General features: G+C 67.5%; 23 protein-coding genes and 1 pseudogene. 12 read left to right on the top strand and 12 right to left on the bottom strand.

Features of this window, described 5'->3' with window-relative positions; translation table 11 throughout:
- Window position 1 precedes the first annotated feature (1 nt).
- Both BM228_RS10105 and gap read right to left on the bottom strand, forming a co-directional pair.
- The gene (locus tag BM228_RS10105; RefSeq protein ID WP_092039555.1) at window positions 2-460 is read right to left on the bottom strand and encodes a hypothetical protein; all 459 of its coding nucleotides are present in this window, start codon (window positions 458-460) and stop codon (window positions 2-4) included.
- Between the two features lie 85 nt (window positions 461-545).
- Window positions 546-1550 carry a type I glyceraldehyde-3-phosphate dehydrogenase gene (gene gap / locus BM228_RS10100; RefSeq protein WP_007568089.1) on the bottom strand — a complete coding sequence of 335 codons (1005 nt, stop codon included), beginning with the start codon at window positions 1548-1550 and terminating at the stop codon, window positions 546-548.
- Between the two features lie 485 nt (window positions 1551-2035).
- Here gap and BM228_RS10095 point away from each other — a divergent pair, with 485 nt between their 5' ends.
- The 3 genes from BM228_RS10095 (at window position 2036) to BM228_RS10085 (ending at window position 3846) form a co-directional block, all read left to right on the top strand.
- On the top strand, window positions 2036-2326 hold the full coding sequence (locus BM228_RS10095) for a DUF4164 family protein (RefSeq protein WP_092039553.1): 291 nt from the start codon (window positions 2036-2038) through the stop codon (window positions 2324-2326).
- Between the two features lie 38 nt (window positions 2327-2364).
- Window positions 2365-2760, top strand: coding sequence for a cell division protein ZapA (locus BM228_RS10090; RefSeq protein WP_092039551.1), 396 nt, complete (start codon window positions 2365-2367; stop codon window positions 2758-2760).
- A 234-nt stretch (window positions 2761-2994) separates the two neighbouring features.
- A complete protein-coding gene (locus BM228_RS10085; protein WP_342030170.1) occupies window positions 2995-3846 on the top strand; it encodes an outer membrane protein in 852 nt (283 codons plus the stop codon).
- Window positions 3847-3895: 49 nt separating this feature from the next.
- Here BM228_RS10085 and BM228_RS10080 read toward each other — a convergent pair whose 3' ends face one another.
- The 4 genes from BM228_RS10080 to madL form a co-directional block, all read right to left on the bottom strand.
- A complete protein-coding gene (locus BM228_RS10080) occupies window positions 3896-4219 on the bottom strand; it encodes a hypothetical protein (protein ID WP_092039549.1) in 324 nt (107 codons plus the stop codon).
- Between the two features lie 413 nt (window positions 4220-4632).
- A complete protein-coding gene (locus BM228_RS10075; protein WP_092039547.1) occupies window positions 4633-5304 on the bottom strand; it encodes a GntR family transcriptional regulator in 672 nt (223 codons plus the stop codon).
- A gap of 29 nt (window positions 5305-5333) precedes the next feature.
- Window positions 5334-6098 (bottom strand): malonate transporter subunit MadM, encoded by a 765-nt coding sequence (gene madM / locus BM228_RS10070; protein ID WP_092039914.1) that lies wholly within the window; start codon window positions 6096-6098, stop codon window positions 5334-5336.
- A gap of 23 nt (window positions 6099-6121) precedes the next feature.
- Window positions 6122-6559 (bottom strand): malonate transporter subunit MadL, encoded by a 438-nt coding sequence (gene madL, locus BM228_RS10065; protein WP_092039546.1) that lies wholly within the window; start codon window positions 6557-6559, stop codon window positions 6122-6124.
- Between the two features lie 225 nt (window positions 6560-6784).
- On the opposite strand from madL, the gene mdcA reads away from it, so the two are divergent.
- The 8 genes from mdcA (at window position 6785) to BM228_RS10025 (ending at window position 15225) form a co-directional block, all read left to right on the top strand.
- On the top strand, window positions 6785-8431 hold the full coding sequence (gene mdcA / locus BM228_RS10060) for a malonate decarboxylase subunit alpha (protein WP_092039544.1): 1647 nt from the start codon (window positions 6785-6787) through the stop codon (window positions 8429-8431).
- Window positions 8432-8580: 149 nt separating this feature from the next.
- Window positions 8581-8889: a malonate decarboxylase acyl carrier protein gene (gene mdcC / locus BM228_RS10055; RefSeq protein ID WP_091859811.1), complete on the top strand. Its 309-nt coding sequence runs from the start codon at window positions 8581-8583 to the stop codon at window positions 8887-8889.
- Between the two features lie 2 nt (window positions 8890-8891).
- Window positions 8892-9821: a biotin-independent malonate decarboxylase subunit beta gene (locus BM228_RS10050; RefSeq protein WP_092039542.1), complete on the top strand. Its 930-nt coding sequence runs from the start codon at window positions 8892-8894 to the stop codon at window positions 9819-9821.
- On the top strand, window positions 9808-10524 hold the full coding sequence (gene mdcE, locus BM228_RS10045) for a biotin-independent malonate decarboxylase subunit gamma (protein ID WP_092039540.1): 717 nt from the start codon (window positions 9808-9810) through the stop codon (window positions 10522-10524). Before BM228_RS10050 ends, mdcE begins: the two co-directional genes overlap by 14 nt.
- A 368-nt stretch (window positions 10525-10892) precedes the next feature.
- A complete protein-coding gene (gene mdcG, locus BM228_RS10040) occupies window positions 10893-11588 on the top strand; it encodes a malonate decarboxylase holo-[acyl-carrier-protein] synthase (RefSeq protein ID WP_092039539.1) in 696 nt (231 codons plus the stop codon).
- Window positions 11585-12505 (top strand): ACP S-malonyltransferase, encoded by a 921-nt coding sequence (locus tag BM228_RS10035; RefSeq protein ID WP_092039537.1) that lies wholly within the window; start codon window positions 11585-11587, stop codon window positions 12503-12505. The genes mdcG and BM228_RS10035 overlap by 4 nt, the downstream gene beginning before the upstream one ends.
- Before the next feature lie 175 nt (window positions 12506-12680).
- On the top strand, window positions 12681-13664 hold the full coding sequence (gene gmd / locus BM228_RS10030) for a GDP-mannose 4,6-dehydratase (protein ID WP_092039535.1): 984 nt from the start codon (window positions 12681-12683) through the stop codon (window positions 13662-13664).
- A 79-nt stretch (window positions 13665-13743) separates the two neighbouring features.
- Window positions 13744-15225 (top strand): aldehyde dehydrogenase, encoded by a 1482-nt coding sequence (locus BM228_RS10025; protein WP_092039533.1) that lies wholly within the window; start codon window positions 13744-13746, stop codon window positions 15223-15225.
- A 103-nt stretch (window positions 15226-15328) separates the two neighbouring features.
- Here BM228_RS10025 and BM228_RS10020 read toward each other — a convergent pair whose 3' ends face one another.
- The 6 genes from BM228_RS10020 to BM228_RS09995 all read right to left on the bottom strand — a co-directional run bounded on the left by BM228_RS10020 (window position 15329) and on the right by BM228_RS09995 (window position 21586).
- Entirely contained in the window at window positions 15329-15613 is a 285-nt protein-coding gene (locus BM228_RS10020) for a DUF1640 domain-containing protein (protein WP_092039531.1), read from the bottom strand.
- Window positions 15614-15831: 218 nt separating this feature from the next.
- Entirely contained in the window at window positions 15832-16854 is a 1023-nt protein-coding gene (locus tag BM228_RS10015) for a substrate-binding domain-containing protein (RefSeq protein ID WP_092039529.1), read from the bottom strand.
- Between the two features lie 151 nt (window positions 16855-17005).
- Window positions 17006-18715 (bottom strand): methyl-accepting chemotaxis protein, encoded by a 1710-nt coding sequence (locus tag BM228_RS10010; protein ID WP_092039527.1) that lies wholly within the window; start codon window positions 18713-18715, stop codon window positions 17006-17008.
- A gap of 293 nt (window positions 18716-19008) precedes the next feature.
- Entirely contained in the window at window positions 19009-19806 is a 798-nt protein-coding gene (locus BM228_RS10005; RefSeq protein WP_092039525.1) for a MetQ/NlpA family ABC transporter substrate-binding protein, read from the bottom strand.
- 90 nt (window positions 19807-19896) lie between these two features.
- Window positions 19897-21336, bottom strand: coding sequence for a COG3904 family protein (locus tag BM228_RS10000; RefSeq protein ID WP_244537088.1), 1440 nt, complete (start codon window positions 21334-21336; stop codon window positions 19897-19899).
- On the bottom strand, window positions 21290-21586 hold the full coding sequence (locus BM228_RS09995) for a hypothetical protein (RefSeq protein ID WP_139234073.1): 297 nt from the start codon (window positions 21584-21586) through the stop codon (window positions 21290-21292). Before BM228_RS09995 ends, BM228_RS10000 begins: the two co-directional genes overlap by 47 nt.
- A 654-nt stretch (window positions 21587-22240) precedes the next feature.
- Here BM228_RS09995 and BM228_RS09990 point away from each other — a divergent pair.
- Window positions 22241-22531, top strand: a pseudogene (locus tag BM228_RS09990) (transposase); the annotation flags it as partial.

Below are 22531 nucleotides of genomic sequence, written 5' to 3'. Positions count from 1 at the left end.
ATTACTGGGCGGTGGTGGCGGCCGGCGCCGGGATCAGGCGGTCGAGATTCAGGCGCTGCACGGCGACCATCAGCACGACGGTGAGGATCGCGGTGATCACGGCGGTCAGCACCAAGGCGCCGGTCCCGGGCAGGCGCCGGGTGCGGTCGGCGAGGCCGCGCATCTCGGTGCGTAGGGCCGCGAGATCAGATTGCCGGGCGGATTCGTTCATCCGGTTGGCGGCGTTCTCGACCTTGTCCTCGACCCGTGACAGCAAAGCTTCGGAGCGGGCGTACTTGTCCTCGATCCGCGAGCACTTGTCCTCGATGCGCGCGAGCTGGTCGAGAAGGTGGCTCGCCGGCAGCCCCTGCGAGGGCGTCGTGGCAACCGGCGCCGCGGCCGGCGAAGGCGCTACGGGTTTCGGCGCGGGCGTCACGACGGCGCCCTGTCCGCTCGACGTGCCCTGCGAAGCGTCGGTCATCCCGGGATGATCCCTGGTTCGAGGTTGAGCCGTTCGGTCGAAAAAACGCCCGCCGACCCTCTCCGGGCCGGCGGGCGGCAGGTTTTTAGATGAGCTTGGCCATCGCCACGGCGGTGTCGGCCATGCGGTTCGAGAAGCCCCACTCGTTGTCGTACCAGGACAGGATGCGCACGAAGGTGCCGTCCATGACTTTGGTCTGGTCGAGGTGGAAGGTGGACGAGTGCGGGTCGTGGTTGAAGTCGATCGAGACGTTCGGCCGGTCGGTCACGCCGAGCACGCCCTTGAGCGGGCCGGCGGCGGCGGCCTTGATCGCGTCGTTGATCTCCTGGACGGAGGTCGCGCGCTTGGCCGTGAATACCAGGTCCACCGCCGAGACGTTCGGGGTCGGCACGCGGATCGCGGTGCCGTCGAGCTTGCCCTTCAGCTCCGGCAGGACCAGGCCCACCGCCTTGGCGGCGCCCGTGGAGGTCGGGATCATCGAGAGCGCGGCGGCGCGGCCCCGGTAGAGATCCTTGTGCATCTGGTCCAGCGACGGCTGGTCGTTGGTGTAGGAGTGGATCGTGGTCATGAAGCCGCGCTCGATGCCCACGGCCGCGTCCAGCACCTGGGCGACCGGCGCCAGGCAGTTGGTCGTGCAGGAGGCGTTCGAGACCACGAGGTGCTCAGCGGTCAGCTTGTCGTGGTTGACGCCGTAGACCACGGTGAGGTCGGCGCCGTCGGCCGGGGCCGAGACCAGGACGCGCTTGGCGCCGGCATCGAGATGGGCCTTGGCCTTGTCCTTCGAGGTGAAGATGCCGGTGCACTCCAGCGCGATGTCGACGCCGAGATCGCGGTGCGGCAGCTCGGCCGGGTTGCGCACGGCCGTGACCTTGATGCGCTTGCCGTTGACCACCAGGAACTCGCCGTCCACCGCAACCTCGCCGGGGAACCGGCCGTGCACGGAATCGAAGCGGAGCAGGTGGGCGTTGGTCTCCACCGGGCCGAGATCGTTGATCGCCACGACCTCGATGTCGGTCCGGCCGGCTTCCGCGATGGCGCGAAGGACGTTGCGGCCGATGCGTCCGAACCCGTTGATGGCAACCTTCGTCACGGCGTCACTCCTTCCTGATGCGGCTCACCGCGCGCCGGACCCGCAGAACGGTCTCGGCTGGCCCGCCTCCAGGCCGACCGGGCGGATCTGGGCGGGCGGGTTTGAACCTGGGATGAACCGGGCCGGGAGAGGCCGGGCTCCGCTGCCCTCACACGTCGGGTCCGACGGTGGCGGCGGGGGCCTCGGGACTGTCACGGACCGGCCATCCGGCATGTCGTTTGCGGACCCTTTCGAGAGCGCGCGGCTGTCTAACATGGCGTCTCCACCTGTCAAACGCACGCGCGTGACAAACATGGCGGTATCCCACATCCAATAAAAAGATGCGGGCGTTGGCGATTGCTGAGCCGCGGTGGATTGCACGCGCACCGACATTTCGGACTGGCATTCCCGGCTCATCCGGCCGAAACTTGCACCCCTGAAGCATCGACGTCGCCCGGAAGCCGGCCACCCCGTTTCGGGACGATGCGTGCGGCGAGCGGAGCCCCATGGCCGACGACAGCACAGAGACGACGCGCCCGATCGACGATGCCTTCGCCCGGCTCGACGCCGCGCTGGCCCGCCTGGACGCGGTCGTGGCCCGCCGCCTGGAGGCCGAGGCCGAGCCGGACGACCGGGATGCCGAGCTGGCGCTGATGGACGAGGACCGGGCGCGCCTCGCCGCTGCCCTCGACGCGGCCAGCGCCCATCTCGCCGATGTCGAGGCCACGACCGGCGCGGTGGGCCAGAGGCTCGACCGCGCGATCGAGACGGTGCAGGGCGTCCTCGGCCGCGCCTGACCGCCTCTCCCCCGCAAAGCCGCCCCTCGGAGCGATCCTTGCCCCAGATCAACGTGACCATCGACGGAAAGCTCTACCGCATGGCCTGCGGGGCCGGCGAGGAGGCCCACCTCACCGGGCTCGCCGAGAGTTTTGGGACGCGCATCGGCGAGATGCGCCAGAGTTTCGGCGAGATCGGCGACATGCGCCTGCAAGTGATGGCCGCCCTGACCATCGCCGACGAGCTGGCCGAGATGCGCACCCGCTTTGCCGCCCTGGAGGCCGAGACGGCCGCGCTGCGCAAGACCGCCGAGGCCGCCGAACGCAGCCGCGCCGAAGACGCCGCCCGCGCCGCCGACGGGATCGGGCGGGCGGCCGAGCGGATCGGGAAGCTGGCGGACTCTTTGGGGGGGAGTGGGGTTGGGAAGGGTGGGGTGGCTCGGGAGGTGGGGTGAGGTGGTCTCAGATCGCTCGCAGCACGTCGCTGATCAAAACCTCTGAGACAGCACGACACCGTCATCGTCTCCGGATATCTGATCTTCGGACAGGCGAAACCTCGACATCGAAGCATACCGGCCATTTGCGTCGCCCAACAGCTCCGAATTACTTTTTTCGGAGTGTTGCTCTGTCGCTCTATGCAGTTCAAAAATCCGCCAGCAAATTGCAGATCACTAATCGCGGTGGGCTGCATGATGCTGAAACAGATTCTGATTTCCGGATGCGCTGGCTACCTGATGATCGCGACGGTTTCAGCGGCCGATCTGCCCAAGCGTGCCGTGTCTCCGCCGGTCTTCGCGGCTCCCGTTTTCACGTGGAGCGGCTTTTATGTCGGCCTCAATGCCGGATACGCGTTCAGCGAGCGGCAAATCGTTCGGACAACCGGCCTAACGGCGATTGATCAAGCATTGATTGATACGGGCGGAGTCGGTTCCGTGGGGTTTGCGCAGGACGGTGCAACCGTCGGCGGCGGACTCGGGTACAATTTGCAGTTTTCGCCAGGCAGCGGCGTCGTGATCGGGTTCGAAACCGACGCTCAATACACCGATCTTGATCGTACGCGGAGTTCCGCGTTCGATTTCGCCGGTGGAAGGTTTACGGTCTCGGGACGCCAGAGCCTCGATTTTCTCGGCACCGTGCGTGGGCGTGTTGGATACGCCTTCGATCGAGTGCTCGTTTATGGCACCGGTGGCTTCGCTTACGGCGACGTCAGATACGAGACCCGTGCCGACATCTCGCTTTTCGGCGGCGTCCCGTTCGATGCAAGCCGCTTCAGCGATCTGACGACCGGGTATGCGTATGGTGGCGGCGTCGAGGTCGCGATACCCGGAGATAGCGTCCTGAATTTCGTTGGCGCCGCAGCTGTCACCGTGAAGGCCGAGTACCTTCATTATGATCTCGGCCAGAAAAGGCTGACGGCGACGGGTGTCGGTCCGGTTTTCGGTGCCGGCGGCATCCTGCCTGTCGGACAAACGGGGCTGGTTCGTTTCCAGACCGAAGGCAACCTTGTCCGGGGCGGCATTAACTACAAATTCGGCAGCTAGTGAGAAGCGCCAGACTGAGGATCTTGTGTAACGACTCGTTCGCACAAACTCACGCGTTCGGCGCTTTGATGGGCTCCGGCGTGAGGGGCGACCGCTCCATGATGAGAAGCGTCGGCTTCGTGCCTGACGCTTCCATCGCCTTGAAAACGGCTTTCAGCTCATCGGAGGCGGCGGCTCGCTGAACGTCCTCGAGCGTCTTGAACTCTGTGATGCTGATCGTATTCGGACTGCCGGACACAGAACGGTAGCCCATGAAGGACACGGCTCCGGGCATCGACAGAACGCGCTTGATCAATGCGCGGGATTGCGAGGCGTATTCGTCGCCTGGAGGATCCGTCTCGAAGCGGTCGTAGAGGAGAACACCGAACGCCATACGACCCTCCTCAATCTTTGCTGTTGCGGTAGATTGGCATTAAACAATACGTCGCAAATTCATCAATAACAAGCTCGGCTTTTATTTCGGCTCCCTCAAACACCCGAGAATGTTCCTGCGTACAACTTTCTTATTTCGATCGATCATTTTCGATCGGGGGATTAATCTGGAATTTTTTAATCGCAGAACAGCTCAAGAATTAAAACAATTTATCATAAAAATTCGATATTATGATAATCAGGTCGATGACTATTCATATCAAGAGCCGGCATCATTTAGATTACCGAGGAAAGACAGATGCATCACGTGTAAGGGCGGGGATCGTTGGCAACAGCCTCTTCGCCAGCCCTAATGCAAAGAAACCAGCGATCATCCGTTCCGCGCTTCGTTTTGGGGAACCGTGGCTGGCCCACTCAATTTACCGTCTCCGCAATATACCGCCCCAACGCCGCCGCCGCCCGCAGCATATGCGCCCGCATCCGCCGGGCGGCCAGCTCGCCGTCGCCCTCGGCGATGGCCGACAGAATTTCGCCGTGCTCGTCCCGGGAGCGGCGGATCCGGTCGGCGTGGCGGAGCTGGGTTCGGCGGAAGGCGGCCAGGCGCTCGCGGATTGCCAGGGCCTGCTCGGCCATGAAGCCGTTATGGGTCGCCGCGTAGAGCGACTCGTGGAAGGCGCGGTTGAGCCGGTCGTAGGCGTCCACGTCCCCAGCCTCCACGGCGGCGGCGGATTCCTCGTGGAGATCCATCAGCCGGCCGCGCTCCAGCGGCGTCATCCGGTAGGTCGCGAGCCGGGCGCAGAGGGCTTCGATCTCCGCGGTGGTCTCGAACATGTCGGCGATGCGCTCGGGCGTCAGCCGCGCCACCACCACGCCCCGCCGGGGGCGGACCTCCACCAGCCCCGAGGCCGCGAGCTGGCGCAGCGCCTCCCGCACCGGCGTGCGCGAGGCGCCGTAGCGCTGGGCGAGGTTCTGCTCGTCCAGCGCCGTCCCGGCCGGGAGCTCGCCCGAGGTGATCGCGTCGGTCAGCGCGTTGCGGATCCGGTCCGAGAGCAGCCCGCTGTCGATCGTCTGGAATTCACCGTGCATCCGCTGGTCCCGCGCCCCTTTTGGCAGGCTCAACCGACCAGCGCCCGCACCGTCAAGTAGAAGATCGAGGGACCGACCAGGCACCCGATTCCGGTGTGGAAGGTGGCGGTGAGCGCCCCGTAGGGCACGAGCTTCGGGTCCGTGGCCGCGAGCCCGCCCGCGACCCCGCTCACCGTGCCCATCAACCCGCCATAGGCCATGGCCGAGCGCGGGTTGTCGAGGCCGATCAGCTTGGCGACCAGCGGCGTGCCGACCATCACCATCACGGCCTTGGTCACCCCGGTGGCGATGGAGAGCGCCATGACGGTGGAATCCGCCCCGATCGCCGCCCCGGTCACCGGGCCGACGATGTAGGTGATCGCCCCGGCGCCGATGGTCGTGATCGACACCGCGTCGTGGTAGCCGAACGCGACCGCCGTGAGCGTGCCGACGAGGAACGGGATGATCGTGCCGAGCGCCAGAGCCAGCACGCCGATCAGCCCGGCCCGGCGGGCCTCGGTCACGTCCACCTCGAAGGCGGTGGCGACGATGGCGAAGTCGCGCAGCATCGCCCCGCCCATCAGGCCGATCCCGGCGAGCGCCGGGATGTCGGCGATGCCCTTCTTCCCGCCGGTATACAGCCCGCCGAGATAGGCGAGCACCAGCCCCAGCACGATCGCGATGGCCGAGCCGTGAACGCGGCCCCTCGTGAAGCGTTTGGCTGCCAGGTTGGAGACCAGGATCAGCGCGCCGACCAAAGCGAAGGCCGCCACCAGGCTCTGCTCGACGAAGACGTGCTCGATGCCGTGCCAGATGTGTTGTCCGAGTTCCATGGCGCTCACCCCTGCTTCCCGGCCGGGATCGGATCGGCGTCGCCACCGATCACCGACCCGCCATGCCCGACCTCTGGGCTGCCCGGGTCGCGCCGGCCGATTCGGCTCAGCAGCGCCACCGCGCCGAAGCACAGGACCAGGGAGCCGGTGGCCGCGATGATCACGATCGGCCCGCCGCTCACCGCCGCGACCACGTTCTGCTGGGCCGCCATGGCGACCACGATCGGGATGTACATGCCGGCCCAGAACTCGACGCCGAACTGCACGCCCTTGGTCAGGCGGCCCCGGCGCGAGAGCCAGAGCCGGGCGACGATCAGCAGGATCATGGCGATGCCGACGCCGCCGACATTGGCCTTCACCCCCAGCGCGACGCCGAGGAGATCGCCGAGATACACGCCGATCAGCGTGCACGCGGCCAGGAGGGCGACGCCTAGGACGATCATCGGCGCGGCCCTCCGGCAGGACCGGTTTCGGCGCAAGACGGCGCCAGTCTCGACGCGCTCGGCATGGGGCGTTTCCTTCCCGAATCAGTTCTGTGTTGATTGTCGGCCAGTATGCAGGACATTGACACTTCAGCAATCCCGTATACGAAACCGTGATAAGACCGGCTTTGAAAATGCACAGCGGCGGGCATATCCTGCCTCTCACATACCGAGGGAGACAGCCGGATGACAGAGTGGCGCGGCGAGAGGCAGGCCCGCGATGCGCGCATCCAGGCGGGTCGCGCCCATGCCGACGGCAAGGTCGTCCCGGCCGGGTCCGTGGTCGACCTGCTGGAGGCGGTGCTCCGCCCCGGTGACCGGGTCTGCCTGGAGGGCGACAACCAGAAGCAGGCGGACTGCCTGGCCCGGGGGCTCGCCGCCTGCGACCCGGGCAAGGTCCACGACCTGCACATGGTCCAGTCGGGCATCGTGCTGCCGGAGCATCTCGACGTGTTCGAGACCGGCATCGCCAAGCGGCTCGACTATTCCTATTCCGGCCCGCAGGGCGCCCGCATCGCCAAGATGCTCTACGGCGGCCAGATCCAGCTCGGCGCCGTGCACACCTACCTCGAGCTGTTCGCCCGCTACTTCGTGGACCTCACGCCCCACGTGGCGCTGATCGCCGGCGTCTCGGCCGACCGGGACGGCAACCTCTATACCGGCCCCAACACCGAGGACACGCCCACCGTCGTGGAGGCCACCGCCTTCAAGAACGGCGTGGTGATCGCCCAGGTGAACCAGATCGTCGACAAAGTCCCGCGGGTCGACATCCCGGGCGACCGGATCGACTTCGTGGTCGAGGCCGACACGCCGTTCTACGTCGAGCCGTTGTTCACCCGCGACCCGGCGGCGATGACCGAGACCCAGATCCTGATCGCCATGATGGCGATCAAGGGCATCTATGCCGAGTACGGCATCCGCCGCCTCAACCACGGGATCGGCTTCGGCACCGCGGCGATCGAGCTGCTGCTGCCGACCTACGGCGAAAAACTCGGGCTCAAGGGCCAGATCTGCACCCATTGGGCGCTCAACCCGCACCCGACCCTGATTCCGGCGATCGAATCCGGCTGGGTCCAACAGGTCCATTGCTTCGGCTCGGAAGTCGGCATGGACCGCTACATCCGCGCGCGGCCGGACATCTTCTTCACCGGGGCCGACGGCTCCCTGCGCTCGAACCGAGCCTTCTGCCAGACGGCCGGCCTCTACGCCTGCGACATGTTCATCGGCGCGACGCTGCAGATCGACCTGATGGGCCATTCCTCGACCATCACGCAGTCGCGGGTGGCGGGCTTCGGCGGCGCGCCCAACATGGGCTCCGACCCGCATGGCCGCCGCCACCCGTCCGATGCCTGGATGAAGGCGGGCCGCGAGGGCCAGGTCGTCGGCGATCCGGCGCTGATGCGCGGCCGCAAGCTGGTGGTGCAACTGGTCGAGACCTTCGGGGAGAAGCTGGTGCCGACCTTCGTAGAGAAGCTCGATGCCCTGGAGCTGGCGAAGAAGATCGGCCTCGAACTGGCGCCGGTGATGATCTACGCCGACGACGTCACCCACATCGTCACCGAGGAGGGCATCGCCAACCTCCTGCTGTGCCGCGACGCGGACGAGCGCGAGCAGGCGATCCGCGGGGTCGCCGGCTACACCGATGTCGGCCGCGGCCGGGACCGGGCCAAGGTCGAGGAGCTGCGCGCTCGCGGCGTGATCCGCCGGCCCGAGGATCTCGGCATCGAGCCCCTCGACGCCGACCGGGCGCTACTTGCGGCCAAGTCGATCAAGGATCTGGTCCACTGGTCGGGAGGCCTCTACGAGCCGCCCGCGAAGTTCCGGAACTGGTAAAATCGATCACGATATTTCCCCTCCCCCTTGCGGGGAGGGGTCAGGGGTGGGGGTGGTGCAGAACCAAGCGGCCCGGTGCCTCCTGAACCACCCCCACCTCCATCTCCTCCCCGCAAGGGGGAGGAGAGGCGTTCGCAAGGAACAGTCGGATGGAATCCCTGACCTTCCGCCACACCACGAAAAAACCGCTGCCCGGCTCGGTGCCGAACGCCATCACCGGCGTGGTGGCCTCGGGCAATCTGGAGATCCTGCTGGAGCGGGTGCTGCCGCCCGATGCCTGCGAGGTCGCGATCGAGACGCCGATCGCGGGCTACGGGCCCGTCTGGGAGGCGGTGGTGGCGGATTTCGTCGCCCGCGCCCAGCCCGGCGGCCTGCGCATCAGCATCAATGACGGCGGCGCCCGTCCCGACACCGTGTCCCTGCGCCTGCTCCAGGGCGCCCGGCTGATGGAGGCCTGAGAATGGCTGGCGCGCACGCCGCGAGCACCGACCCCAACGCCCTGAGCTGGTACGAGGCCACCGCCCGCCAGCGCGTGGTGGCGCTCGCCGATCCCGGCAGTGTCCAGGAATTCCTGCCCCCGACCGAGCGGCGCATGAGCCCGCACCTGCCGCTGTTCGACCTGCCGCGCGCCTTCGACGACGGCATCGTGGTCGGCCGCGCCAAGCTCGACGGCAAGACGGTGTTGGTGGCCGCCCAGGAGGGCCGGTTCATGGGCGGGGCCTTCGGGGAGATCCACGGGGCGAAGCTCGTGGGGCTCCTGCGCGCCGCGCTCACCCTGAAGCCGGCGGCGGTGCTGATCCTGTTCGATACCGGCGGCGTCCGGCTGCAGGAGGCCAATGCCGGCGAGACCGCCATCGCCGAGACCATGCGGGCGATCGTCGATGTCCGGGCGGCCGGGATCCCGGTGATCGGCCTGATCGGCGGCCGGGCCGGCTGCTACGGCGGCGGCGGCCTGATCGCCGGCACCTGCTCGCGGCTCGCCGTCTCGGAGGGCGGTCGGATCTCGGTTTCGGGCCCCGAGGTGATCGAGACCAACAAAGGCGCGGAAGAGTTCGATTCTCGCGACCGGGCACTGGTCTGGCGGACCATGGGCGGCAAGCACCGCCGGCTGATCGGCGGCGCCGACGTGTTCTGCGCCGACACCGTATCGGCCTTCCGGCAGGCGGCGCTGGATCTGATCGGCCGGGCGCCCGCCTTCGACCTCGCGACGCTGGAGGCCGAGCAGGCCCGGCTCGAATCCCGGATCGAACGCTTCGGCGATTGCCGGGACGCCACCGACATCTGGGCCCGGCTCGGCGTGAACGACCCGGAGGCGGTGCCCGCCATGGCCACGCGCGCCTTCGACGAGACCGTGTCCCGGGTGAGGGAGGCCGACCATGACGCTCGCTGAGATCCTGGCCGGGCTGTTTCCGCAGGGCCATTCCGTCACCGTGCGCGACGGCCTCGTCACCGGGGGCGGCCCGTTCGCGGACAAAAAACTCCACGTCGTCGGGGTCGACGGCGACACGCCCCTCGGGGTCGACGGGGCGCTCGTCCTGTCCCGCGCCGTGCTCGACGCAGTGCGGGCCGGCGACAAGACGCCGATCCTGGTGGTGGTCGATTCCGACAGCCAGCGCATGAGCCGCCGCGACGAGCTCCTGGGTCTCAACGAGTGCCTGGCCCATCTCGCCAAGGCGCTGCTGCTGGCCGACCGCTCCGGCCACCCGACCATCGGGCTGATCTACGGCCACTCCGCCGCCGGCGCCTTCATCGCCACCGCGCTGGCGACCCGGATCCTGGCGGCGCTACCTGGTGCCAACCCGAGCGTGATGGACCTGCCCTCGGTGGCGAAGGTGACCAAGCTGCCGCTCGACAAGCTCCAGGAGATGGCGAAATCGACGCCGGTCTTCGCCCCCGGGATCGACAACATGGTGGCGACCGGGGCTGTTCACGTCGTGCTGGATCCGGCCAAGCCGCTCGACGGCCAGATCCGCGACCTGATTACCAACCTCCAGCCCGGTGACCACCGCGACCGCCTCGGCGAAGAGCGCGGCGGCCGGCCGGTGGCGCGGGGAATCAGCGCGGCGGTGATCACCCAGGCCGGACGCGGATAGGGCCGACACTCGTCATTGCGAGCGCAGCGAAGCAACCCAGTGATGCGCAACGTCCTGAGATCGCGCGCTGCCCTAGGTTGCTTCGCGACACTCGTAATGAGGGAGCGGGATGCTGAAGATCGCCGCACCGCAGATTGGATGGGGCAGATTAAACCGCCGCGTCATTCCGGGGCCGCGAAGCGGAGCCCGGAATCCAGATGCGCAGGTGGAGCAAGACTTCGCACCGTCGGCGGCCTCTTCGAGTCCAGGCCTGCCTACGGCGCCTCGGAGTGACGGGGTGGCAGCTCCGCCGTCCGTGACCTGTCAGAACCAACCCAAAAATCGTGTTTCCCGATACGATCCTCCAACGCCTCAAAAAACGGTCGCGGATGGGACAGATCCCTCAACCAATCATCGAGACTCTCCCGCCCGACACCGTCACCCGGCAGGACCTCGTCCGCGCCGATCCCCACGCCTGGGCGTCCTGGCTCCGCACCCGCGACGATCTCACGGGCGTGCCACATCTCGCCGGCTGGGCCGAGGCGGGCCGTCCGCTGATCGTCCGCCGCCGGGTGCCAGGGGAGGGCGCCGAGGCGGTGCCGCTTGGCCTGCCGCTGCCACCCGCCGACGGCAAGCGCCGGATCGGGCTCGCCCTGCCGGCCGAACACCTCACCCGCCTCGACGGCCCGAGCCTGACGGAAGCCGCAATTTACGCTCCCGCCGCCTGGCAGGCGACGATCGCGGCCGCTGTGGCGCTCGGCGATCGATTCGGTCTGAAACCGCGCCCGTTCGGCAGCCTGCTGTGGCAGGCGGTGACCGGGCTCACCTACCTGAGTGCCACCTCCGACCTCGACCTGCTCTGGCCCTGCCGGGAACCGGTGCCCACCGGCCTGCTCGACGGGCTCGCCACCATCGCGGAGACGGCCCCGATGCGCCTCGACGGCGAGATCCTGCTGCCGGACGGGACCGGCCTGCACTGGCGCGAGTTGCGCGAGGCCCCGGACGGCGGGACGGTGCTGGCGAAGGGGCTGGACAGTCTGGCGATGCGCCCGGCCGCCGCCTTGCGCATCGGGGAGCCCGCATGAGCGTCGCGATCCTGCTCTCCGGCCAGGGCGGCCAGCATCCGGGGATGTTCGACCTCACCGCCGACCATCCGGACGCGCAGGCCGTCTTCTCGGCCGCGACGCCACTCCTCGGCGGTACCGACCCACGCGACCTCGCCCGGAGCGGCGGCGATGCGCTCCACGCCAACCGGGCCGGTCAGATCCTGTGCTGCACCGCCGCGCTCGCCGCCTGGCGGGCGCTGGGTTTTTCCGGCCGGGCCATCGTGGCCGGCTACAGCATCGGCGACCTCGCCGCCTGGGGCGTCGCCGGGCGGATCGCCGAGGCCGACATCTTGAGCCTCGCCGCCCGCCGCGCCGAGGCCATGGACGCCGCCTCGGGGGTGGGGTTCGGGCTCGCCGGGATCCGAGGCCTCACCCTCGACCCGCTGGATGCCTTGGCCGAGCGGCACGATTGCCATCTCGCCATCCGCAACGCCCCCGACAGCTTCGTGGTCGGGGGCCGACGCGACGCCCTCGACGCCCTGTGCCGGGAGGCCACCGCCGCCGGGGCGCAGCGGGCAATCCTGCTGCCGGTGCACACGCCCTCGCACACGCCGCTGCTGGCGGAGGCGAGTGATGCATTCCGGACCGCCCTCGCCACCCTCACGCTGCGCCGCCCGCCCGCCGGCGCACCCCGCCTCGTCAGCGGCCTCGACGGCACCACGATCTTCCGACCCGAGGACGGCCTCGACAAGCTCGCCCGCCAGATCTCCCACACCATTGACTGGGCCGCCTGCCTGGAAGCCTGCCGGGAATACGGCGCCGACCGGGTCCTAGAGCTCGGCCCCGGCCACGCCCTGGCGACCATGGCCCGGACGGCGCTGCCCGATGCCCGAGTCCACGCGCTGGAAGAATTCCGGTCGATCTCGGGCGTCGCAGACTGGCTGGCCCAACCGTAGGGCGTAGCCCGGTTTCTGCGAAGACTTGGCCTGGCATCCCAGAATTCTTCGCAGAAACCGGCAACGGCGCGTCCGGTCCGGCCAATGCGCGAAGACTATTCGAAGAGCCGCCTCACCTTGACGCGCAGGCCGCCGCGGTCGTAGCAGCCGGGCAGGAACGGGACGGGACGGATTCATGACGGGCAAGCGCGCGCTGATCACGGGGGTGACGGGCCAGGACGGCGCGTACCTGGCGCAGCTGCTGCTGCAGAAGGGCTACGCGGTCACCGGCATCGTGCGCCGCTCCAGCCATGCCGGCGTCTTCGATCACAGGTTGAAGTGGCTCGGCATCCTCGACGATGTCGAACTCGTGGACGGCAACTTGTTGGATCAGTCGGCGCTGCTGCGCATCGTCCAGGCCGCCAAGCCCGACGAGATCTACAACCTCGCCGCCCAGTCCTTCGTCACCTCGTCCTGGCAGCAGCCGCTGCTCACCGGCCAGGTGACCGGCCTCGGCGCCGTGCACATGCTCGAATGCCTGCGCTCGGTCGCCCCCCAGGCCCGGTACTACCAGGCGTCGACCTCGGAGATGTTTGGCCTGATCCAGGAGGCGCAGCAGAGCGAGACGACGCCGTTCTACCCGCGCTCGCCCTACGGCGTGGCCAAGCTCTACGCGCACTGGATGACGATCAACTACCGGGAAAGCTTTGGGCTGCACGCCTCGAACGGGATCCTGTTCAACCACGAGAGCCCGCTGCGGGGCGTGGAGTTCGTCACCCGCAAGGTCACGGACGCGGTGGCGCGGATCAAGCTCGGCAAGCAGAAGGAGCTGCGGCTGGGCAACATCGACGCCAAGCGCGACTGGGGCCACGCCCGGGACTACGTGCAGGCGATGTGGCTGATGCTGCAGCAGGACAAGCCGGACGACTACGTCATCGCCACCGGCCGCACGACGACGGTGCGGGACATGTGCGTGATCGCGTTCAAGCATGTCGGGCTGAACATCGACGACCATCTCGTCATCGATCCGGCGTTCTTCCGCCCGGCGGAGGTGGAGGTGCTGCTGGGCAACCCGGCCAAGGCCAAGGCGACCTTCGGCTGGGAGGCGCAGACCAGCCTCGAAGCGCTGATCACCGAGATGGTCGACGCCGACATCAAGCGCCTCAGCGCCAACGCCTGAGCGGCCCTGCACCGGCCGGTCTCGCCACCGGCCGGGTTCCGGCCCATATCGCGCGCGTCATTCGCGAGAGAGGCGCGCCGTGAAAACCTATCAGCTCTACATCGACGGCCAGGACGTCGATCCGGTCGAGGGCTCGTGGTTCGAGTCGATCGACCCCTACCGGGGCGAGCCCTGGGCCCGGATCCCGCGCGCCTCCAAGGCCGATGTTGACAAGGCGGTGGCCGCCGCCAAGCGCGCCATGTGGGACGGCCCCTGGGCGACCATGACCGCGTCGGCCCGGGGCAAGGTGCTGCGCCGGGTCGGCGACCTCGTGGAGCGCGAGGCCAAGGCCCTCGCCGAAGTCGAGGTCCGCGACAACGGCAAGCTGTTCGCCGAGATGTACGGCCAGACCCGCTATCAGCCGGAATGGTGGTGGTACTATGCGGGCCTCGCCGACAAGGTCGAGGGCGCCCAGGTGCCGATCGACAAGCCCGAGACTTTCGCGTTCACCCGGCACGAGCCGGTGGGCGTGGTCGGGGCACTGACCGCCTGGAACTCGCCGCTGCTGTTCGTCGCCTGGAAATGCGCGCCCGCCCTCGCCGCCGGCTGCGCCGTGGTGGTCAAGCCGTCGGAATTCGCCTCCGCCAGCACGCTGGAATTCGCCCGCCTGACCAAGGAGGCCGGGCTGCCGGACGGCATGTTCAACGTCGTCACGGGCTTCGGCGGCGAGGCGGGCAGCGCCATCGTCGATCACCCTGACGTCGCCAAGATCACCTTCACGGGCTCGGACGTGACCGGTGCGAAAGTCTACGAAGCGGCCGCCCGCCAGATCAAGCGCGTGTCCCTCGAGCTCGGCGGCAAGTCGCCCAACATCGTGTTCGCCGATGCCGACCTGAAGGCCGCCGCCGCGGGCGCGATCTCGGGCATCTTCGCTGCCACCGGGCAGACCTGCATCGCCGGCTCCCGCCTGCTCGTGCAGAACAGCATCCGCGAGGACTTCGTCGCGCGACTGGTCGAGTTGGCGCGCACGGCCAGGCTCGGCGACCCGATGGAGGCGAACACCAATATCGGGCCGATCACCACGCCGCCGCAATACGCCAAGGTGCTGGACTACATCGCGCTCGCCAAGAGCGAGGGCGCGCGCTGCGTGCTCGGCGGCAACCCGGCCTCCGGTCCCGGCGTGATCGGCGGCCAGTTCGTCGAGCCGACGATTTTTACCGGCGTCACCAACGACATGCGGATCGCCCAGGAGGAGGTGTTCGGCCCGGTCTTGTCGATCATCGGCTTCGAGGACGAGGCCGAGGCGCTCAGGCTCGGCAACGACGTGATCTACGGCTTGGCGGCCGGTGTCTGGACCCAGGATATCGGCCGGGCCCTGCGCATGTCGAAGGGCCTGCGCGCCGGCACCGTCTGGGTGAACACCTACCGGGCGGTGAGCTACATGATGCCGTTCGGCGGCATGAAGCGCTCCGGCATCGGCCGCGAGAGCGGCATCGAATCGATCGGCGAGTACCTAGAGACGAAGAGCGTCTGGATCTCCACCAGCCGCGACGCGCCCGAGAACCCGTTCGTGATGCGGTAGAGCGTGTAGCTGAGTGTCCGGTCACCACTTCGTGCAGTAGCGATTGCCTTCTGCCAACACGGTGACAATGCCGGCGCGAGCAAACCTTTCGCTTGCGCCGGCGTCAGTGCAGAACACGCGCCATAGCGATGATCGCGCCCACGATGATCAACGCCTGGAAGCCGATCGCCGACAGCACCCATTTGATGATGCCGGCCTTCGTGGCCTCGATCTTGGCTTCAAGGCGCAGCTCGGTCTCGCGAATGCCCGTCTTCGCGGCGAGTGCCGTGAGGTCGGCGTCGCGGCTATCTCGGATAACGCTGGTGATCGCCTCTGCCTGATCTTCGGGCAGGCCGGAGGCTCGTAGTTTGCGGACGATGGCAAGCGTGTCGAGGGCAGCGACAGTCATGCCGATAACCCCACGTCAAGCTCAGAGCTTGGCTGACCGTTACCACGCGCGCCCCGCCCCTTTGCATAGCCCATTGGCGAGCAGCTCTCCCGCCCGGACAACATCACCAATCCGTCCTGCGCTCCAGAATAGCGAAGCCGACATCTTACGCCGTAAGATCCGATCATGTGATCGGTGAGACGGCAAACGCAGCAAGATAGAATCGAACGCCGCATTGTCTATTTCGAGAAATGCGTGGTCGACATCCGGTCGGTCACGAGTTCGAACGGCACCCAATCATATTGCTGCACCGTCTCACGGCGGATCAGCTTGAGGGCGTCGTCGATCGCCCGTCGCGCCTGCAAGCCGGCATCCTGATAGACCGTCACGGCCATGCGCTTGCGCTGCATCGCCTTCAGGCCGTCGGGCGTCGCATCGACCCCGCCGATCAGGATCCGATCGGACGGGAGCCCAGCCGCCTCGACCGCGTCGGAGGCCCCGATCGCCATCTCGTCGTTGTTGGCGACAATCGCGTCGAGGGCGATCCCCGTCGCCAGCCATCCGGCAACCAGGGCCGCCGCCTTCTTGCGATCCCAGTCCGCGGCGCCTTCCGCGACCACGCTGAGACCGGGGAACGACGCGGCCACTTCCTTGACCCCACGCGTGCGCAGGGCAGTCGCCGAGTGGCTCGGATGCCCCGCGATGATCGCGATCCGGCCTTTGCCGTCCAGCATCTGCGCGAGCTTCCGCATCTGGAGCCGACCGGCCACCAGATCATTCGGCAGGACAAACGCGATCCGCCCGGCAAACCAGTCCTCGCGGGGGCCATTGTTGGCGTAGACGAGCGGGATGTCGGTTTCCTGGGCGAGGCGCGTGATCGTCGCGTTGGCCTGCGGATCGACCGGGAGGATCAGCAAGGCGTCGACCTTCGCGGCAATGAACTGCCGGACCTGCTCGACCTGAGTCGCGCCGGCGCCCTCCGGCGCATAAGTGAATTGCACGGAGACGCCGGGAACGGATTTCGCGTAACTTTCGATGCCGTCCCGCAGCAGTTGCGTGAAGCCGGTCGGCTGGACCATCGCGACGCCGATCGTCGTCGCCAGGGCCGGCGTCGCCAAGCCGGCGAGCACGACGGCGCAGGCGGCCAACCGCCGGATCGTGGCGACGATGGAGGCCCGGACGCAACCGATGCGCGACCGGCGAGTCTTCCGTGCCGCCTCAGGCTTCCGGACGATGGCCCAGCCGCGGAGCGTTCGGATCATGGCACTTGCACCTGCCTGGAGCGCTCGCCGCCGGGTGGATGCCGGTTCGGCACCGGCGAGCGTGTGAAATCAAAGGTTTCGCGATGGCCCCGGTTGGCGGTGCCCCGCCGGGTAGCGGCCTGACCGGCCCCGACCCGGCGGAAAGATCGCATCAGGCCGCCCGGATGCTGTTCAGGAATCGCTGGACCTCGTCGCCCAGGCGCGCGGCATCCTGCGACAGCGCGCTGGCCGAGGTGAGCATCCGGTCGGCGGCGGCGCCGGTATGCTCCGCCGTGCCGGCGACCGTGGTGATGTTCGCCGTCACCGCGCCGGTGCCGCTGGCGGCCTGCGAGATGTTTGCCAGGATGTCCTGGGTTGCGGCGCCCTGTTCCTCGACGGCCGCGGCGATCGAGGCGGCAGCCCCGCTCATGTCCTTGACCCGCGTGGCGATCCCCTCGATCGCCGCGACGGCGTCGGACGTGGACGCCTTGATGACCGAGACATGGCCGGCAATGTCGTCGGTGGCGCGCTTCGCCTCGCCGGCCAATTGCTTGACCTCGGCCGCGACCACCGCGAAGCCCCGGCCGGCATCGCCTGCCCGCGCCGCCTCGATGGCGGCGTTGAGGGCGAGCAGGTTGATCTGCGCGGCGATCTTGGCGATCAGCCGGACCACGTCACCGATCCGGTCCGCCGCGCCGCTGAGCACCTGCACGAACGCGATGGTTTGGGCCGCCTCCGCAGCCGCGCCGTTGGCGATGGTGGCCGAACGTTCGGCCTGGCGCCCGACCTCCTGGACAGACGCGCCGAGCTCGTCGGCCGCAGCCGCGATCATCCGCACGTTGGATTCGGCCTGCTCGGCCGCGGCCGCCACCGTCGTCGATTGGCTGGCCGTCTGCCCGGCCGCCTCGCTCATCTGATGCGCCGTTCCCTGAAGCTGCGTCACCGCGGAGGCGACCGTGCCGACGATCCCGCCGACCGTCTCCTCGAAGCGCTCGGCCATGTCGCGCAGCACGACCTTGCGCTGCTGCTCCGCCTCCAGGCGAACCCGGGCGGCCTCCGCCTCCAGGAATTTGGCGTGCAGCATGTTCTCCTTGAAGACCTGCACGGCGCCCGCGATGGCGCCGATCTCGTCGGCCCGGTCCCCCCCGGGGATCGTGACCGCGAGATCGTTCTCGGCGAGGCGCGCCATCACCCGGGTGATCGTCGCGATCGGCGCGGCCACCCGACGGACGATGAACCAGCTGATCGCCAGGGTCAGAAAAGCGGCGATGGCCAAGGCCGCGAGCACCGCCAGCCGCGATGTCGCCCCGACCGCATCGGCCGCCGCCGTCTGCTCGAAGGCGCGCGCCTGCCGATGGACCAGAACGGAATCCACGGCCTGCGTGAAGGCCACGGCGTCAGTCTGAAACGGCTCGGCGAACACCGTATCGGCCAGTTCGCGCTCGCCGGCCCGGTCCAGCGCAGTCGCCTCGGCCTCCACGGCCAAAAAGTGCTGCCAAGCCTCGCGCAATCGATGCGCCAATTGCTTCTCGTCGGCCCCCGCGATGGTCGGCGCGTAGGCGCTCCAGGCCGCGGAGAACGCCTCCTGGGCCCTGACGGCATCCGTCAGATAGCGGCGGCGCTCGTCCTCCGAATGGGAATTGTGGGCCAGGACGTCGAGAGCCCGAAGCTCCTGGCTCAACTCCTTCATCCGCTCGAGGATCGTGACCGCCTTGATCTCCCCGGAGATCGACTGGCTCACGTCATTGATCAGACCGATGCGGAATACAGAAAATACTCCTATGGCCGCCGATATGACGAACAGAGCGACCGACGACCCGATGATGATGGAACGTAAATTGATAGACGACGTGTTTTTTGGCTGTAATGAACTGGCGTCCATATGAAAACCTGACGATATTTGTATTTATTCTCTAGCATATCCCCGTTAATTAGTCAATAATTTATCATGATGCATTCGATCTGAGGATTGCTTTTTCAACATTCCTTATCGATAGATATGTCGACACAGTTCAGGAAATATCCGCGTTTTCTATACGCGCATTCATCGCACGAAATCAGCAAACATCATCTGCGGATCCGCGGACCGGTCTTGCGTGATGCAAGCCGGATCGATGCAGCCCCTGTCCCGAACGGTTGAGGCAAAGCCGGGATCGCCCCGTGCCGATAATCCGATCAGACAGCCCGGACGGGGATCACCGAACCGCGATACCGATCGCGAATGAAACTGGCGACGTCCGCGGATGTGAGCAGGGCGGCGAGGCGCAGGATTCGCTCATCCTTCGCCAAAGCCTGCGTGGTCACCAGGACATTCGCGTAGGGATTGCCGTCGGCGCGCTCTAGGGCGAGCGCATCCCGAGCCGGGACGAGGCCGAATTCGAGCGCGTAGTTGCCGTTGATGACCGCTAGGGCGACATCGTCGAGGGAGCGGGGCAACTGCGCTGACAGAACTTCGATGAAGCGGAGGTCCTTCGGATTCTCAGCGATGTCCTGCACGGTCGCAAAGCTGCCGTCAGCGCCTGGGCGCAGCCGGATCAGCCCGTTCTCCTGAAGAAGTTTTAGGCCGCGGGTGAAATTCGTGACGTTGTTCGGTAGGGCGACGCTCGCCCCCTGCGGCACCTCAGCCAAAGTCTTGACCCGACGGGAATAGATCCCGAGCGGCTCGATATGCACGGCCGCCACCACCGCGAACGTGACCCCGAGTTGCGCCTCTTCCGAGTGCAGGAACGGGACGTGCTGAAAAAAATTCGCATCGGCATCGCCGTCGCGCAGCAGCGCGTTCGGCCGGATCTCGCCGCTCGTCTCGATGAGCGTCAGGGGAAAATCAGGCGCCAGCCTGCGCGTGACGAATTCCAGGATCTCTGCATGCGGCACCGAAGACGCCACCACCCGCAGGGCACTCGCCGCCTTAGCTCCGCTGGCCGCCAGGGCCAGCGCTCCGGCCAGGACGGTGCGGCGTGTCGTCGATGCCATCGGTGTCTCGCGTGCAGGATTGCGGGGAGGGGGGTAGGACCGGTCCGTCGCCAGGCGCCAGTCGCGGCTGCTCAACGACGTGGGATCCAGTTACGGAAGCGCGGCGCTGGCGATCGTGGCCGGCGGATCACTCAGCAGGATCGACCGCAGGGCCAGCGCCGCTTCGTGCGGCGCGCGCGCGAGAGCGCGGCGGACGGCCGCCAGCGGCCCCGCGCAGACCGGCGGAACAAGCTGGTGGTCCGGCCATGCCGTGCGCTTCGGCTTCGCGTCGACACCCGCGGCGCTGCCGTGTTCGGGCGAACGCCGCACGAGGAGCGGCGCCAGCCCAGGGCTGCCCGGCCGCGCGCGCCTGAGCACCTCGTCCAGCGTGACGAGGTCGCCTTGTGCGACAGCGGTGCAAGCATCGGCCGCATTTATGTTTGTGAGGACGACGCGTCCCAAAGCGCGAACCGTTGCGTCGCCGGCCGCGCGGAACTGCCGGCGCAATTCGGCCGAGGCCCGCTGTTGCAGACCCGTGATGGCTTCCGCCTCCGTGCGGCCGGCCAGATACCCGGCCCGATACCATGCGGCCGCCTCGTCTACTGCGGCGGGATCCGCCGCAGACAGAATCGGGATATTACGCAAAACTTCGGCTCGGGCAGCCTGCGGACTCGGATCGGCATCGAGGGTCGAATCGGGAAAGCGGTCGCTCCCGACCATCTCGGTCACGACGCCCGCCTCGCGCAGCAGCTTCGGCTCCGGGATCCAGATATCCTCGGGCGCCACCGTCATGGTCCGAGCCACGAAATCCGGCGTCAGGCCGGCGGCGAGATACGCTGCGCGCTCGGCACCGGGATCGACCGCCTCGATCCGCCCACCCGGTCCCAACTCGTAGGGGGCGTGGAAACCGAGATGCGCGCCGGCGGCCAGATAACGGGTCCGTCCGCGCACGAAGACGAGAGTGCAGGCCGAGGCGCAGGCATCGGGTACGTAGGTGGCGAGCCCCCGTTCGGCAACCAGCGCACCAATGGCCTCCGCCTCCTCGACCAAGCCGCCATCGCTGGTCAGATGGAGGCGCTCCACCCCCGGATTGGCCGCCAGCAGGGCCGCCACGCGGGTCGCTACGCCCTCGGTGAGGTCGCCGGCCAGCCGGATATCCCGACCGCCCGGACCGAGGGCCACCCGCGCCGCCACCTCGGGCGGTTCGCCGCCAGATCCACCGGATTGCGGAGCGATCGCCGGAACAGGCACCGAGGCTGTCACTTCCGCCAGGGGCAAGATCGCGGCGAAGCCGGCGACCCCGATCACAAGGGCACGCAGAACCGCCTTCGCCGGGCGATCCCACCCGGGCATGTCCATCGTCGGCATGGCGAGAGATTCCAGCCCATAGCGCTGTGCGCGGGATACGCCGCGGGCAAGAATGCTCCGCGGCGTCCACCGAGGCGGCAGCCGAGTTCTTAGGATGCAAGTTTTGGAATGATTGCGTTCGGCGAAAGCGGAAGGCTTACTGCAGATAGGCGACGAACATCTCGGCCACGGCACGCGCCGCATAATCCGCCGGGCTCTCGCCCCGCCAAACCGGGAAGGCGTCGACGATCTTCCGCCCGTCGAGGATCTGCTCGACCTCGTCGGCCATCAGCCCTTCATCGAGGGCATTCGCCAGGGCCGCGCGCCCATGCGCATGATAGCGGGGCAGATCGCCGGCTGGAGCCGCATCAAGCGCGGACTCGAAGAACAAGATCCCTTGAGGGGCCGCCGGATTATGAGGCGTGGCGGACTTCAGAGTGGTGTGCGTGCGCATCGTCGGTCGTCTCCAATGTGGGGGTGCGTGTCAGCGTCGGTTCATCGAACCCACAACACCGCGCCCAGGACGACGTCGCCGCGATGGCTTTGTATGCGTAGACGACCACTCGACCCTCCATCCGACAGCTGTGCCGATCTGCATCGGGGATGAAGGCAGATTAGTATCGCGCGCCGGAAATGTGCTCCCAAATTAAGGTTGCGCCGCAGAGTAGATCCTTCGCGCAACCGCCATACCGCAGCAGAGAGCGGTTCTGGGATGGAATTGCGCTTTGGCAGTTGCGGGGGCGGATGGCGTTCGGATCTTGACCGGATGACAAAGGGCGCGAATGACAAATCATATCGTCCGCTCACGCAGCTCGGAGGCGGAGAGTGATTCGACCGCCCACTGCCGTTGCATCACGGCGGAGCCGTTCTGCTCCGGTATTTGCCCGACAATGCGGTGCCGATTGCCGTATGATTTGCACCAGTCCCAGCAATGCTCGGCAAGGAGCGGGTCATTCAGGAAGGTCGGACGTAAGCTTGACCGCACCATTTAACTGTCGTCGAGCGGACGCATCATGCCGATCCGGCTTGTCGACCGGCGCGATGACCGGCCCCCTTGGGAGTGGTCCGCCCTGAAGTATGGCTTTTGAGCCGACAGAGGACGGAACCGATGGCCCAACGACCCAAGCCCGAGGAGATCGTGAGCAAGCTGCGTCAGGTCGACGTGCTGGTCTCACAAGGACAGAGCGTTGCCGCGTCGATCAGGGCGATCGGCGTGACCGAGGTGACGTACTATCGCTGGCGCAAGGAGTACGGCAGCCTGAAGTCGGATCAAGTGAAGCGGATGAAGGATCTTGAGACGGAGAACCAACGTCTCAGGAAAGCTATTGCCGACTTAACACTGGACAAGCTGATCTTGCAGGAGGCGTCCCGGGGAAACTTCTGAGCCCCGCGCGCCGAC

Source organism: Methylobacterium pseudosasicola (assembly GCF_900114535.1).
Lineage (GTDB): Bacteria > Pseudomonadota > Alphaproteobacteria > Rhizobiales > Beijerinckiaceae > Methylobacterium > Methylobacterium pseudosasicola.
This window is presented reverse-complemented; position numbering and strand designations above follow the sequence as displayed.

Bases quoted from the DNA above. Each gene is read 5' to 3' on its own strand.
- BM228_RS10105 (WP_092039555.1), bottom strand. From the start codon at position 460: ATGACCGACGCTTCGCAGGGCACGTCGAGCGGACAGGGCGCCGTCGTG.
- BM228_RS10095 (WP_092039553.1), top strand. From the start codon at position 2,036: ATGGCCGACGACAGCACAGAGACGACGCGCCCGATCGACGATGCCTTC.
- BM228_RS10085 (WP_342030170.1), top strand. From the start codon at position 2,995: ATGATGCTGAAACAGATTCTGATTTCCGGATGCGCTGGCTACCTGATG.
- BM228_RS10080 (WP_092039549.1), bottom strand. From the start codon at position 4,219: ATGGCGTTCGGTGTTCTCCTCTACGACCGCTTCGAGACGGATCCTCCA.
- BM228_RS10075 (WP_092039547.1), bottom strand. From the start codon at position 5,304: ATGCACGGTGAATTCCAGACGATCGACAGCGGGCTGCTCTCGGACCGG.
- madL (WP_092039546.1), bottom strand. From the start codon at position 6,559: ATGATCGTCCTAGGCGTCGCCCTCCTGGCCGCGTGCACGCTGATCGGC.
- mdcA (WP_092039544.1), top strand. From the start codon at position 6,785: ATGACAGAGTGGCGCGGCGAGAGGCAGGCCCGCGATGCGCGCATCCAG.
- mdcC (WP_091859811.1), top strand. From the start codon at position 8,581: ATGGAATCCCTGACCTTCCGCCACACCACGAAAAAACCGCTGCCCGGC.
- BM228_RS10050 (WP_092039542.1), top strand. From the start codon at position 8,892: ATGGCTGGCGCGCACGCCGCGAGCACCGACCCCAACGCCCTGAGCTGG.
- mdcE (WP_092039540.1), top strand. From the start codon at position 9,808: ATGACGCTCGCTGAGATCCTGGCCGGGCTGTTTCCGCAGGGCCATTCC.
- mdcG (WP_092039539.1), top strand. From the start codon at position 10,893: ATGGGACAGATCCCTCAACCAATCATCGAGACTCTCCCGCCCGACACC.
- BM228_RS10035 (WP_092039537.1), top strand. From the start codon at position 11,585: ATGAGCGTCGCGATCCTGCTCTCCGGCCAGGGCGGCCAGCATCCGGGG.
- gmd (WP_092039535.1), top strand. From the start codon at position 12,681: ATGACGGGCAAGCGCGCGCTGATCACGGGGGTGACGGGCCAGGACGGC.
- BM228_RS10020 (WP_092039531.1), bottom strand. From the start codon at position 15,613: ATGACTGTCGCTGCCCTCGACACGCTTGCCATCGTCCGCAAACTACGA.
- BM228_RS10015 (WP_092039529.1), bottom strand. From the start codon at position 16,854: ATGATCCGAACGCTCCGCGGCTGGGCCATCGTCCGGAAGCCTGAGGCG.
- BM228_RS10010 (WP_092039527.1), bottom strand. From the start codon at position 18,715: ATGGACGCCAGTTCATTACAGCCAAAAAACACGTCGTCTATCAATTTA.
- BM228_RS10005 (WP_092039525.1), bottom strand. From the start codon at position 19,806: ATGGCATCGACGACACGCCGCACCGTCCTGGCCGGAGCGCTGGCCCTG.
- BM228_RS10000 (WP_244537088.1), bottom strand. From the start codon at position 21,336: ATGCGGCGCGTGCCGTGGCCGAGATGTTCGTCGCCTATCTGCAGTAAG.
- BM228_RS09995 (WP_139234073.1), bottom strand. From the start codon at position 21,586: ATGCGCACGCACACCACTCTGAAGTCCGCCACGCCTCATAATCCGGCG.